Source organism: Cryobacterium sp. TS_SC_7, from assembly GCF_056156285.1.
The window spans coordinates 2,385,118-2,397,477 of the sequence record NZ_CM149589.1; the positions used below are offsets into that span (position 1 = coordinate 2,385,118).

Consider the following 12,360-nt stretch of genomic DNA (forward strand, 5'->3'; position numbering starts at 1 on the left):
GAGCCCGTCGAAACCCCGAACCTGACCCTCAGGCGCGCACGTCCACGACCGTGCGCCCGTGCAGGGTACCGGCGAGGATGCCCGCAGCGGCGTCGAAGGCCGCCTCCAGGGGGATGACCTGGGTGAGGCTGTCCAGCAGGCCGAGGTCGAGGTCGGTGCGGAGCCGGTGCCAGGCCTCTTCCCGCTGGGGGAGCGGGGCCTCGACGGAGTTGATCCCGATCAGGCTGACGGCGCGCAGGATGAAGGGCATGACCGTGGCCGGAAGGTCGGCCCCCTGGGCCAGGCCGCAGGACGTGACCGCTCCGCCGTAGGTGGTCTGGGCGAGCACATTGGCGAGGGTGAAGCTACCGACCGAATCGATCGCGCCGGCCCAGCGCTGGCCCTGCAGCGGCTTCCCGGCCTCGCTCAGGGTGTTCCGGTCGACGAGTTCGACGGCGCCGAGCCCGTGCAGGTAGTCGCCGAGCTCCGTCATACGGCCGGTCGACGCGTGCACCTGGTAGCCGCGGGCCGCGAGCAGCGCGACCGCGATGCTGCCGACTCCGCCGGCCGCGCCGGTGACCAGCACAGCGCCGGCCTCCGGTGTGACCCCGGCGCGTTCGAGGCCGAGCACGGAGAGCATGGCGGTGAAGCCGGCCGTGCCGATCGCCGCGGCCTGCGCGGGGCTGATCCCCTCCGGCAGCCGCACCAGCGAGGCTCCCGAGACGCGGGCCCGCTCCGCGAGTCCGCCGTGGTGGGTTTCGCTGAGGCCGGCCCCGTTGAGGATGACCTGGTCCCCGGCCGACCAGCGCGGGTCGGCGCTCTGCTCGACCGTTCCGACGAGGTCGATCCCGGCGATCAGCGGCCAGCTGCGCACCACCCCGGGGCGGCCCATCAGGGCCAGGCCGTCCTTGAAGTTGATGCTCGAGTAGTCCACCGCGATGGTGACGTCACCGGGCATCAGGAAGGCGTCGTCGATCACGCGCAGGGTCGCGCCCTGGGATTTCTTCCCGTCGGCATCCTCGGTGCGGTCGACGACGATGGCGCGGAACTCAGTCTCAATACCCATGGGTCGAGACTACGCGTACCGGTTCAGGTGACGTCGCGCTTCCAGCTGACCATGTAACCGATGACGGTGGCCGCGATCGCGTACGCCAGAAGCACGAGCCCGCCCTGCCACCACTCCAGCATCGCCGCGGCGGTACCTCCCGGCGCGGCGAGCGTGAAGAAGCTCGCGCCCACCAGGGCGTCGGAGGCGGCGCCGGGCAGGTAGTTGCCGATCCCCTGCGTCACCTCGGTGAACAGGGACGCGAAGCGCAGCAGTGGCTCCACGAACTGGGTGAAGGCGAGCACGATCACGATCGACGCCACCTGGCTGGGCACCAGAACGCCGAGGCCGACCCCGATGGTCGCCCAGACGGCCATGGCAAGCACCGTGCGGCCGATCAGTGCCCAGGTGGCGCTCTCGCCGAGCAGCGGGTCCAGGCCGAAGGCGCCGATCACGAGCGCGCCGACGCCGACGGATGCGAGCAGCGCGACAACCCCGAGGACAGCCCCCATCACGAACAGTGCGATGGTCTTGGCTCCGAGCACCTGACCCCGCCGGGGATTGGCGAGGAAAGTGGGAGTGAGGGTCTGGTGCCGGAACTCCCCGGTGGTGGCCAGAGCACCGAGCAGAACCGGGAAGACGTAACCGATCGATGAGGCGAAGCTGTAGATCAGAGGTGGGAGGCTGCCGAACGACGGGAGTCCCTGCGAGCCTGAACCGGCGGCATCCGGGCTGATCGCGCCGCTCTCGATGCCCGCGAACAGGGCGGACAGGCCCCCCGCCAGCAGGGCGATGTAGCCGAACATGACGGCGGCGAGGATCCACCACATGCGCGTGGTCCCGATCTTGGCGAACTCGGCCCCGATGGCGCGACTGAAGGACGTCATCGCGATTCCCCTCCGCTTGCGTTTCCGGTTTCGTTTCCGTGCGTGTCGCCGCCGCCGTTCACGAGGGCGAGGAAGGCCTCCTCGAGCCCCTTCCGCTCCCGGTGCAGGGCGCTGAGCTCCACACCGGCCAGGAAGGCCACGTGCCCGATCAGGGCGGCATCGGGGGCGGCGGCGAGCAGACCGGTGCGCCCCACGGAGAAGTCGATCCCGGCGTGGCCGAGGGCGGCCGCCAGGGCCGTTCGGTCGGGGGAGTCGACCAGGATGCGCGGCGCCGCCTCGGTCTCGAGGCTCGCCAGGGTGCCGCGGTGCACGAGGGCGCCGGTGGCGATGATGATGACGTCGTCCACGCTCTGCTGCACCTCGGACAAAAGGTGGGAGCTGACCAGCACCGTGCGGCCCTCGTCGGCCATGGCCCGCAGGAAGCCGCGGATCCATTTGATCCCCTCCGGGTCGAGGCCGTTGATCGGCTCGTCGAGCACCAGGACGCCCGGGTCGCCGAGCAGGGTGAAGGCCAGGCCGAGGCGCTGCCGCATGCCGAGCGAATAGCCGCCGACGCGCTGGCCGCCGTGGGCGCTGAGACCGACCAGGTGCAGCACGGCGTCGATCCGCGCGGCCGGCAGCCCCGCCGCTCGGGCGTAGACCGCCAGATGGTTCCGGGCGGTGCGCCCGGGGTGGAAGCTGGCTGCCTCGAGCGCGGCCCCGACGGTCTGCAGCGGCCGCGGCAGGTCCCGGTAGCGGATGCCGCCGATCGTGGCGGTTCCGGAGGTCGGTGCGACCAGGCCGAGCAGCATGCGCAGCGTGGTGGTCTTGCCGGCGCCGTTGGGGCCGAGGAAGCCGGTGACCCGACCGGGCTCCACGGTGAAGGACAGGTCGTTCACCGCGGTGACACTGCCGAACGTCTTGGTGATGTTGCTGAACTCGATGACCGCGCCGTCCGGCATCCGTTCCCCCTCCGTTGCTGGTATTCCGCCGCTGGAATCTGGCTCCAGCCTAGGGGAGTGAGTCCTGATCGCCCGGGTACCAATTCGACGGAGATTCTTGGGTCAACACCCGTTTTTGGGCCCAAACGAGCCGTTCAGACCAGAATCTCCGTCGAATTCGTTCGAGGGATTGCCGCCCCCACCGTTTGCCCCGGGGAAGTAGCATGTCGCCATGCCACGCTCGGCTCCCCCCAGAACCGGCCCCGTCACCGGCCGCCAGACCGCGGTGTCCCGGGTCTCGTTCGGCGCCCTGGTCGACGGATTCTTCTTCGTCTTCGCCGGCGCCGCCGCGGTCTGGCTCGCGGTGCTGTTCTTCAGCGAGAGCCTGTCGCTGGGCTGGGGCATCCTCTGGTTCGCCGTGGTGTTCTGGCTCCTGGTGGCTTACCTGGTGCTGCCGCGCCTGCACGGGATCCTGACCCGGCTCTACGTGCCCGACTACTTCATCGGGCGGGCCCGCACGAGCGACGGCCTGCTCGGCGACCCGGTCAACCTGGCCGTCAACGCAACCGAGACCCAGCTGCGGAGCACCCTGGAGGCGGCCGCCTGGACCAGAGCCGACGACGTGACACTCGGCACCGCCTGGAAGATCGTGGCGTCGACGGTGACCCGGCGAAGCTATGACGAGGCACCCGTGAGCCCCCTGTTCCTGTTCGGTCGGATGCAGGACTTCGCCTACCAGCAGGAGGTCCGGAACAATCCCGCCCGGCGGCACCACGTGCGGTTCTGGCGCTGCCCCGACGGCTGGATGCTGCCGGGCGGCTACCGCGTGGACTGGCTCGCCGCCGGAACCTTCGACAAGGCCGTGGGCTTCTCCCTGTTCACCCTGCAGATCACGCACAAGATCGACGCGGACACCGACGTCGAGCGCGACCATATCGTGGCGAGTCTGCTGGCCGCCGAACCGGCGGCCCGGGTCACCGTGATCCGGGACTTCTCCAGCGGCTATCACGCCCGCAACGGCGGCGGCGACACGATCCAGACGGATGGCGACCTGCCGGTGGTCGACCTCCGGGGCGACCCGTGAAGCGTCCGGCGGCGACGACCCTCGGCGCGCTCCTGATGGGGTCGCGGGTGCTGGCGGGACTCGGCACCATCCTGGTCGCCCTGCTGAATTGGACCGCGTTCAGCGACGCGCTGGTGATCGAGACTCCGGGGGGCCGCACTCCCGACGCCGGCCTGGTGCTGGGGATCCTGCTGGGTCTGTACGGGGTGGTTCTGCTGTTGGGCGCGGGGTTGGCCGTCTTCGTGTTCCTCGGCCGCAACTGGGCCCGCATCACGGCGATGACGGTGTCAACGTTCAGCATCGTCACCGGATTTATCGACTACGCGTTCAACGGCGCCGCGATCACGTTCCGCACCTCGCTGTTCAGCCTCACGCTGGACATCCTGATCCTGCTGGCGCTGTCGAGCACGGCCGCACGGCACTTCGCGAGGGGGCGGAAAAGTGCCGGTTAGGCGTTCGTGGTGGCATGGGCCGCGCAGGCCGGAGCTTCGGCCAGGACACAGCTCGGGCAGACGACGAGCTGTTCCCGGCAGGAGACATCCCGGCAGTTGAGCATGTTCTTCGTCGGCTCGCCGCAGTCGATGCAGCGCCCGATCACGGCGGTGTGATCGCTGAAGTCCAGGGACATCCGCTGGTCGAAGACATAGAGCGATCCGTCCCAGAGGCCGTCGTCGCCGAAGGTCTCGCCGTAGCGCACGACGCCGCCGTCGAGCTGGTAGACCTCGCCGAAGCCGCGCTCCTTCATCAGGGAGCTGAGCACCTCGCAACGGATGCCACCGGTGCAGTAGGTGACGACGGGCTTGTCCTTGAGGTGGTCGTATTTGCCGCTCTCCAGCTCGGCCACGAATTCGCGGGTGTTGGCGACATCCGGCACGATCGCGTTCTGGAATCGCCCGATCTCGGCCTCGAACGCGTTGCGGCCGTCGAAGAACACGACCTCGTCGCCGCGCTCGCCGACGAGCGAGTGCAGCTCGGCCGGGGTGACCTTGGCACCCCCGCCGACCACACCATCGGCGTCGACCCGCAGCTCGCCGGGGGCGCCGAAGCTCACGATCTCGTCGCGCACCTTCACGACCAGCCGGGGAAAGTCCAGGCTCAGGCCCTGCTCGTCGAGTCCGCTGCCCTCGCTCCATTTGACGTCGAGATGCTTGAACGGGGCATAGTCCCGGGTCTTGCGCAGGTAGCGCTTGATCGCGGGCAGGTCGCCGCCGACGGTGCCGTTGATGCCGTCGGCGGAGATCAGGATGCGCCCGCGCAGGCCCAGCGACTCGCAGAGGTCGCGTTGCCAGAGGCGGATGGCCTCGGGGTCGGCCAGCGGGGTGAAGACGTAGTAGAGCAGGATCTTCGGAATGGACACCTCGCCATTTTACGGAGTTTCGCCCGCCGGTATCCGTCCGGGATGCCTCTCGGCGGCCCTCTCGCTGGCCCTCTCGGTGGCCGGGTGGTTAAACTTCTGGCAACCAATTGGAGGCCCCATGGCCCAGAATGATCCTCTCGCCCGGTTCGGCGAGGTGCCCCTCTTCACTCTCACGAGCTCGGATATGACCGACGGCGCACCCCTCGACGCGGCGCAGTACGGCACCGGTTCCGGCGGCCGGAACCTGTCCCCGCAGCTGGAGTGGTCCGGATTCCCGGCTGGCACGAAGAGTTTCGCGGTGACCGTGTACGACCCGGATGCCCCGACCGGTTCCGGATTCTGGCATTGGGCGGTCTTCAACCTGCCGGCCGACTGCACGTCCCTGCCGGAGGCTGCCGGCGCTCTGCAGGGGCGCCTGCTGCCGACGGGTGCCGTGACACTGCCCAACGAAGGGCGCCAGCCGGCTTTCGTCGGCGCGGGCCCTCCGGCCGGCACCGGAACACACCGGTACCAGTTCATCGTGCATGCGGTCGACGTGGCCCGGCTCGAGATCGATCCGGACTCCACACCGGCCGTGCTGGGGTTCAACCTGCACTTCCACACCCTCGCCCGGGCGGTTCTCGAGGCCACCGGCGTGCACGGAGGAGCCACCCCAACGACTTAAGCTGAGACGTTCTCAGGTTGCTCACGGGAGGGTCTCCTACTGTTCTCGGGTGATCCAGATCTGCAGCCCCACCCGATGAGCCACAAGTCCCACACCTCGCAGCCTCGCAAGCATCGGGAAACCAGCCTGTCCCGCGTTCCGGTCTGGGCCTGGCGGGCACTGATGCACCGCATCTCGGCCGGCGAGTTGCACCGGTTCAACGTGGAGCCGATCGACACCGTCGACTACCACTTCGACCTCGACTACGTGGGCGACGGCATCCGGGACCATCGCCTCGACGTGCTGGTGCCGCATGAGGCGCCGTCGTCGCTCCCGGTCTACATCTACTTCCACGGCGGCGGCTGGACCTCGGGCGACAAGGCGCCGCTGACCAAGTACGCGGCCAGCCAGGCGGCGGACGGCATGATCGTCGTCAACGCGAACTACCGGATGGCGACCCGCTTCCACCTCAAGCACATGCTCGACGACGGCAACGCGGTGCTCGACTGGGTGGCCCGTCACATCGAGGAGTTCGGCGGGGACCCCAGCCGGATCGTGCTGGGCGGGGACTCCGCCGGCGGTCATATCGCGGCGCTCCTCACGGCGTCGGCGTTCGAGCCGGAGCTGGCGGCGCACTACGACATCCGCCCCCGGGTGGCCCCCGAGAACCTGCGCGGGCTGGTGCAACACTGCAGCATCGCCGACGTGTCGGTGATGTTCGAGCGCGGGTTCGTGCTGAGCCTCAACTTTCTGCGGATCCTGCTGCCCGAGCGCGGACGCGGGGTCGTGCTGCGCACCGCCGCACGGTTCATGTCTCCGATCGAATGGCTCGACAGCGGCTTCCCGCCGGTCTTCGTGACCACCTCGGAACGCGACTACTTCTACCGGGCCAACCTGAATTTCATCGCCGCGCTGCGGAGGCGCGGGCTCGAGGTCGACACGTTGATCTACGACCGGCAGCAGGTCAACACCCGCCATACCTGGCAGCAGGATGCCGCGCATCCGGAATCGCAGGAGGTCTACCGTCGGCTCGGAGCGTTTGTGCGCCGCGTCGCGAATGTGCCGGCCATCGTCGCAGCCTCCGCCGCCACCTCCGTCACTGCTGCGGCCTAGAAGGTTCGGGGCGCACCCTGTGGAAGCCGGCGCATGTTCTACCGTGCGCCGGCGTCCACACGGTGCGCCGTGACGGGCGTGAGCGAGGCTCGGGCGCCGGGTCTCGACAGGCTCGACCACCGGGTCTCGACAGGCTCGACCACCGGGTCTCGACAGGCTCGACCACCGGGTCTCGACAGGCTCGGGCGCCGGGGCAGGGACGCGAGGGCTAGCTGTGGGCGCCGGTGGCGGCGAGCACGCCGCCGAGGCCGATCATCATCACGCCGCCGCCGGCGGAGAGGTGCTCCATGCGGCGGGGCGACGAGGCGAACCAGTCGCGCGCCGACCCGGCGGCGAGGGCCCAGACGCTGTCGCCGAGCAGAGCCAGCACCACGAAGACGAGACCCAGGGTCATCAGCTGGAGCGGCACGGCCCCGGCGGAGTAGTCCACGAACTGCGGCAGCACGGCAACGAAGAACACGATCGACTTCGGGTTGCTGATCCCCACGACCGAGCCCTCGGCCAGCAGGCGCCACTTCGTCTTCGGCACGATGCTCAGGCCGAGGGTCTGGGCGGCCGCCTGCCGGTGCCGGATCGCCTGCACGCCCAGGTAGACGATGTACGCGGCGCCGGCGAACTTGATCACCGTGAACACCACCACCGATCCGGTCACGATCGCGCCGAGCCCCAGCGCCACCGCCGCGATCACCGGGATCAGCCCGAGGGCGTTCCCGAGCACGCTGAGCAGTCCGCCGACCCGTCCGAGCGCGAGGGACCGCCCGATCACGAACAGCACGGTGGGTCCGGGCAGCGCGATCAGGGCGACGGATGCCAGCGCGAACGTCAGCAGGTTGGGCAGCGGAACCATGTACGAATGCTAAACCCGGCCGGGGCCGGGCATCCACTGTGGCGAGTGTGCCCGTTCCGGTCGAGAGTGACCCGCGGAACGGGCACTCTCGACCGGAACGGGCACTGTGGCGGCCGGGCACTGTGGCAATCGTGCAGGTTCCGGGCATGCGGGGCCGGATGCTTGTGGCCGACGACAGCAGAATCGAGCGTCTGGCCGACCGGTGGCTAGCATCTCAGGATGCACATGCTCTGGCGCACCCTTTTGCACTCCGTTCTGTCCCGCTTCGGCCCGCGCCTGGGCCACTACGACGTGGCCAGCACCCGGTTCATCACGCTGCCGACCGATCAGGACATCCTTCGGCATATGAACAACGGCGTGTACCTGTCGATCATGGACATCGCCCGTTTCGACCTGCTGCACCGCACCGGCATCTGGGCGATCTTCCTGAAACGCGGCTGGTACCCGGTGGTGGTGTCGGAGACGATCAGCTTCCGCAAGTCGCTGACCCTCGGCCAGAAGTTCACGGTCGAGTCGCGCATCCTGGGCTTCGACGAGAAGGCCGTCTACGTGGAGCAGCGATTCGTGCGGCCGGATGCCGACGGCAACCCGGAGATCTACGCGCAGGGCTTCATCCGCGGCCGGTTCCTCAAGCGCAGCGGAGGGGTGGTCGGCATCGACGAACTCGTCGACGCCGTGGGCTCGGTGCCCGATGACCTGACGGTGCCGGCCTGGCTCTTGGAGTGGAGCGCCGACGTCGCGATGCCAGCCACCCGCGCCGCCGCTCCCAGCCACTGGAGCTGAGCGGGCTGCAGTCCAGCTGACGTGGCTTGCGAGTCCGAGACCCGTGGCGACCCTAGGTGGTCGGTTCGGCGGCCTTCCTGGGCACGATCAACTCGCTGTAGTACTCGACGTGGGGCTTGTAGTGCGCCCGGTCGGGCAGCGGAGCACCGGCGCGCGCCGCGACGAGGCGGTCGAGGTAGTAGTCCCAGAACGGGCCGGCGACGGCGGCTTCCGCGGCGGAATGCAGGCGCTGGCCGAAGGTGAGGGTGGTCATCCCGGCGCCCTCGACGAGGTGCAGGATCACGTGCCGGGCGGCGTCGTCCTCGCCGATATCGGCGGTGAACCGCTTCGGCGGGATGCACTTGATGATGCTCACGTACTCCCACTCGGCATCCGGATCGTCGAACTTGAAGCGCACGGCGCCCGTCTCGGGAGCACCCGTGTAGGTGCCGACCCAGCCCTTCAGGCCGGCGGCCCGGCTCACGCTCGCCCAGACATCTTCTTTCGACGCGGTGAAGAGTCGATCGAGCATGAGGTAGAGACCGTCTTCGCGATAGGCGAGGCGTCCGGTTGGCTTGAATGACATGCGAACCTCCACGGTGAGTGAGGCACGGGCCTCAGTACCAAGCTATGCCTTTCTCCGGGCTGGGGCCAGCGGCCACGCAGGCTGCCCCGACTCCGGTCACGAAGCCCGCCTCACGCCTCGAGTACCGCCATCGCCGCGTTGTGCCCGCCGATGCCGCTGACGCCGCCGCCGCGCCGCGCGCCGGCCCCGCAGAGCAGGATCCGCGGATGCTCCGTGGCCACGCCCCACCGCTCGGCGGAAGTGGACCGAGGCTCGTCGTCCTCGAGGAACGGCCACTCCAGCGGGCCGTGGAAGATGTTGCCGCCGGGCAGGTTGAGGGCGTGCTCCAGGTCGAGGGTGGTCTTCGTTTCGATGCAGGGCCGGCCGCCGGCATCCGTCATTATCAGGTCTTCGATGGGTTCGGCGAGGACGGAATTCAGCGAGGCCAGCACTGCGGCCTGCAGCTTGTCTCGGCGCTCGTCGTTGTTCTCCTCGGTCAGCCAGCGATGCGGTGCGTGCAGCGCGAACACCGTGAGGGTCTGCGCGCCGGCGGCGACGAGCTCGGGGGAGAGGATGCTCGGGTCGCTGAGCGAATGGCAGTAGATCTCGCAGGGCAGCAGCTCGGGGAAGCCGCCGCGGTCGGCCTGCGCGTGGGCCTGCTCCAATTGGGTCAGGGTCTCGTTGATGTGGAACGTGCCCCCGAACGCGGCCTCGGGAGACACGGTCGCGTCGCGCAGCCGTGGCAGCCGGGTCAGCAGCAGGTTGACCTTGACCTGCGCGCCCTCCGGCTTGGCGTCCTTCCCCCGGTCGCCGCCGGGGCGAACGGATGCCGGTGCGTTCCCGTCGAGCAGCTGCCGCAGCACCCAGGGTGCCACGTTGGCCAGCACGTGCCGGCCCTGCACGACCCGGTCGACGGTGCCGTGCCGGTAACGAACCTCGCCGTCCGGGGTGATTGCTGTGACCTCGGCGTCGGTCTCGATGCGGGCGCCGGCCTGCCGGGCGGCTTTCTCCAACTCGCCGGTGACCGCGCCCATGCCGCCGACCGGCACGTCCCAGTCCCCGGTTCCGTTGCCGATGACGTGGTACAGGAAGCAGCGGTTCGCGGCGAGGTCGGGGCTGTCGACCGAGGCGAACGTGCCGATCAGGCCGTCGGTGGCGACGACCCCGCGCACGAGGTCGTTCTGGAACCGGTCGCGCAGGGCGGTGCCGAGCGGCCGTTCGATGAACTGCTCCCAGAGCCTGTCGTCGCCGAGCAGCGCCCGTGCTTCGGAGCGGGTCGGCAGAGGCTCGCAGACCGTGGGGAACAGCGCGCGGGCGGCGCGCCCGGTGTCGCTGTAGAAGGCATTCCAGGCGGGGAAGTCGGCGGCCGCGCCGACCCGCTCGAAGCTGGTGCCGGTGGCCTCGTCGTCACCGTGGTCGACCAGGAGCCCCGTGCGCGTGTCGGCCGGGTCGGGGGTGTACGACGAGTAGCGGCGCCGCGCGAGTTCGATCTCCAGGCCGAGCTCGTCGATGATCCGCTGCGGCAGCAGGCTGACCAGGTAGGAGTAGCGCGAGAGCCGGGCGTCGACGCCGGGGAAGGCCTGGGCCGAGACGGCCGCGCCGCCCACGTGGTCTTCGCGCTCGAGTACGAGGACGGATTTGCCGGCCAGGGCCAGATAGGCGGCCGCGGTCAGGCCGTTGTGGCCGCCGCCGACGATCACGACGTCGTGTGTGGGTTCACTCAGTCGGGGTTCGCGCAGGCCGGGTTCGCTCATGCTGGGTTCGCTCATGCACCGAGACTAGCGGGGGTGTCAGTCGGTGCGTTCGAGCGTGCCGATCTCGGCTCCGTCGGAGTCCTGCACGGTCATGACGCTGCCGTCCACGGTGGCGGTGCTGGCCTGGCCCAGCCAGGTGTCGACTCCCTCGCAGGCCATCAGGGTCGACGCGAATGTGCCGAACTCGATGGTCTCGCCGCTGAGCGACCAGGTGCCGACCAGCCGGTTGCAGCCATCGGTTCCGGTCGCGGACTGGTCGGCCTTCAGCTCGAGGCCGGGAGTGCCCGTGGCGTCGGGGGTTCCCCACGTGCCTGTCACGTCGTCACTGGCGGTGCCCGCGGAACACCCGGCCAGGCCGAGGGCGAGGGCCACGGCGGCGACGGCGAGCAGTGCGGTTGGTTTGGGCATGACGGGCTCCGTCCGGGTGCCGGCGCGGGGTGCCGGATGCGCCCATTCAACGTTCGAAAGGGAGGAAGGTCAAGCCGTCCCGGTGGCGGCGACCCGCGTGACGGCGCGGGCCAGCGCCTGCCGCACGGCCAGCACCCCCGGCCGGCTGGCACTCGAGCGCCGGGCGGCGGAGAACACGGTGCGCAGCGGACTGCCCGGCAGGTCGACGACGTGCACCGTCGGCGGCGCTCCGGCCCAGATCAGGTCCGGCAGGATGCCGATGGCATTGCCCGATTCGATCAGACGGATGTGCGCGATCAGGTCCGCGGTCTCGAACCGAACGTCGGGCTCGAAACCCTGCGACCGGCAGAGCTGGGTGGCCCAGTGCCGCGAGGCGGTGCCCTCGGGTTCCATCACCCAGGGCAGATCTGCGGCGTCCGTGAGCCCGGCCGGGGGCGCGTGGCCGGGGCGCGGGGGTGGAACGGCGAGTCGAAGCGCATCCGTCGCCAGGTTCACCCGGTCGAGGTCGGGCCAGTGCGCCCGGGTGTGCGCTGGATATTGCTCGGCGAGCACAAGATCGAAATCGCGCGCGGAAACCTCGAACAGGCCGCGCTCAGGCTCGCGCTCGGTGACCTCGACGCGAAGCTCGGGGAACTCCTCGGCGAGCAGCGTGAGGGCCTGGGGGATGACGGCGTGCGCCGCGGATTGGAACAGGGCCACGCGCACCGTGCCGGACACGGTCGTCAGGGAGGCGGTCATCTCCGCCTCGGCCAGTTCGAGGCGCTCCAGGAGATGGGTGGTGTGCGACACCAGTACCTCGGCCTGCGGGGTGAGTCGCACCCGGCGGCCGACCTTCTGCAGCAGCGGGACCCCGGCTTCCTTCTCGAGCAGGGTGAGCTGCTGGGAGACGGCGGAGGGGCTGTAGGCGAGGGCCTCGGCGACCCCGGCCAGAGTGCCGCGAATCTTGAGCTCGCGCAGCAGACGCAGTCGGCGGACATCCAGCATGCGTCACCCTCCTCGACCGACCCGGCATTGATC

At 69.7% G+C, this 12,360-nt stretch carries 14 protein-coding genes; 5 read left to right on the forward strand and 9 right to left on the reverse strand.

What is annotated here, in order from left to right:
* Positions 1 to 28: 28 nt before the first annotated feature.
* Genes AC0J5J_RS10955 through AC0J5J_RS10965 form a run of 3 tightly spaced genes read right to left on the reverse strand, consistent with a single transcriptional unit; the run spans position 29 to position 2,852 of the window.
* Positions 29 to 1,045: an MDR family oxidoreductase gene (locus AC0J5J_RS10955; protein ID WP_474897985.1), complete on the reverse strand. Its 1,017-nt coding sequence runs from the start codon at positions 1,043 to 1,045 to the stop codon at positions 29 to 31.
* A 23-nt stretch (positions 1,046 to 1,068) separates the two neighbouring features.
* Positions 1,069 to 1,911, reverse strand: a complete 843-nt coding sequence (locus AC0J5J_RS10960; RefSeq protein WP_474897986.1) for an ABC transporter permease — start codon at positions 1,909 to 1,911, stop codon at positions 1,069 to 1,071.
* Positions 1,908 to 2,852 carry an ATP-binding cassette domain-containing protein gene (locus AC0J5J_RS10965; protein ID WP_474897987.1) on the reverse strand — a complete coding sequence of 315 codons (945 nt, stop codon included), beginning with the start codon at positions 2,850 to 2,852 and terminating at the stop codon, positions 1,908 to 1,910. Before AC0J5J_RS10965 ends, AC0J5J_RS10960 begins: the two co-directional genes overlap by 4 nt.
* Positions 2,853 to 3,063: 211 nt before the next feature.
* Between AC0J5J_RS10965 and AC0J5J_RS10970 the strand changes: the two genes are divergently transcribed.
* Positions 3,064 to 3,915 (forward strand): LssY C-terminal domain-containing protein, encoded by an 852-nt coding sequence (locus AC0J5J_RS10970; protein ID WP_474897988.1) that lies wholly within the window; start codon positions 3,064 to 3,066, stop codon positions 3,913 to 3,915.
* Positions 3,912 to 4,346, forward strand: a complete 435-nt coding sequence (locus AC0J5J_RS10975; protein ID WP_474897990.1) for a hypothetical protein — start codon at positions 3,912 to 3,914, stop codon at positions 4,344 to 4,346. Before AC0J5J_RS10970 ends, AC0J5J_RS10975 begins: the two co-directional genes overlap by 4 nt.
* Here the strand turns inward: AC0J5J_RS10975 and trhO are convergent.
* On the reverse strand, positions 4,343 to 5,251 hold the full coding sequence (gene trhO / locus AC0J5J_RS10980; RefSeq protein ID WP_474897991.1) for an oxygen-dependent tRNA uridine(34) hydroxylase TrhO: 909 nt from the start codon (positions 5,249 to 5,251) through the stop codon (positions 4,343 to 4,345). The two genes, AC0J5J_RS10975 and trhO, sit on opposite strands and share 4 nt — an antisense overlap.
* A gap of 118 nt (positions 5,252 to 5,369) precedes the next feature.
* Between trhO and AC0J5J_RS10985 the strand changes: the two genes are divergently transcribed.
* Entirely contained in the window at positions 5,370 to 5,915 is a 546-nt protein-coding gene (locus AC0J5J_RS10985; RefSeq protein WP_474897993.1) for a YbhB/YbcL family Raf kinase inhibitor-like protein, read from the forward strand.
* 75 nt (positions 5,916 to 5,990) lie between these two features.
* The gene (locus tag AC0J5J_RS10990; RefSeq protein ID WP_474897995.1) at positions 5,991 to 7,007 is read left to right on the forward strand and encodes an alpha/beta hydrolase; all 1,017 of its coding nucleotides are present in this window, start codon (positions 5,991 to 5,993) and stop codon (positions 7,005 to 7,007) included.
* 208 nt (positions 7,008 to 7,215) lie between these two features.
* Here the strand turns inward: AC0J5J_RS10990 and AC0J5J_RS10995 are convergent, their stop codons facing one another.
* Positions 7,216 to 7,854 (reverse strand): LysE family translocator, encoded by a 639-nt coding sequence (locus tag AC0J5J_RS10995; protein WP_134423856.1) that lies wholly within the window; start codon positions 7,852 to 7,854, stop codon positions 7,216 to 7,218.
* 219 nt (positions 7,855 to 8,073) lie between these two features.
* Here AC0J5J_RS10995 and AC0J5J_RS11000 point away from each other — a divergent pair, with 219 nt between their 5' ends.
* Entirely contained in the window at positions 8,074 to 8,637 is a 564-nt protein-coding gene (locus tag AC0J5J_RS11000) for an acyl-CoA thioesterase (protein WP_474897997.1), read from the forward strand.
* Positions 8,638 to 8,689: 52 nt separating this feature from the next.
* Here AC0J5J_RS11000 and AC0J5J_RS11005 read toward each other — a convergent pair whose 3' ends face one another.
* The 4 genes from AC0J5J_RS11005 to AC0J5J_RS11020 form a co-directional block, all read right to left on the reverse strand.
* Complete coding sequence (locus AC0J5J_RS11005) at positions 8,690 to 9,202, reverse strand: SRPBCC domain-containing protein (protein WP_134423858.1); 513 nt, start codon at positions 9,200 to 9,202, stop codon at positions 8,690 to 8,692.
* 110 nt (positions 9,203 to 9,312) lie between these two features.
* The gene (locus tag AC0J5J_RS11010) at positions 9,313 to 10,950 is read right to left on the reverse strand and encodes a phytoene desaturase family protein (RefSeq protein ID WP_474897998.1); all 1,638 of its coding nucleotides are present in this window, start codon (positions 10,948 to 10,950) and stop codon (positions 9,313 to 9,315) included.
* 21 nt (positions 10,951 to 10,971) lie between these two features.
* The gene (locus AC0J5J_RS11015) at positions 10,972 to 11,343 is read right to left on the reverse strand and encodes an META domain-containing protein (RefSeq protein ID WP_134423859.1); all 372 of its coding nucleotides are present in this window, start codon (positions 11,341 to 11,343) and stop codon (positions 10,972 to 10,974) included.
* A gap of 69 nt (positions 11,344 to 11,412) precedes the next feature.
* A complete protein-coding gene (locus tag AC0J5J_RS11020) occupies positions 11,413 to 12,327 on the reverse strand; it encodes a LysR family transcriptional regulator (RefSeq protein WP_474898000.1) in 915 nt (304 codons plus the stop codon).
* Positions 12,328 to 12,360 lie beyond the last annotated feature (33 nt).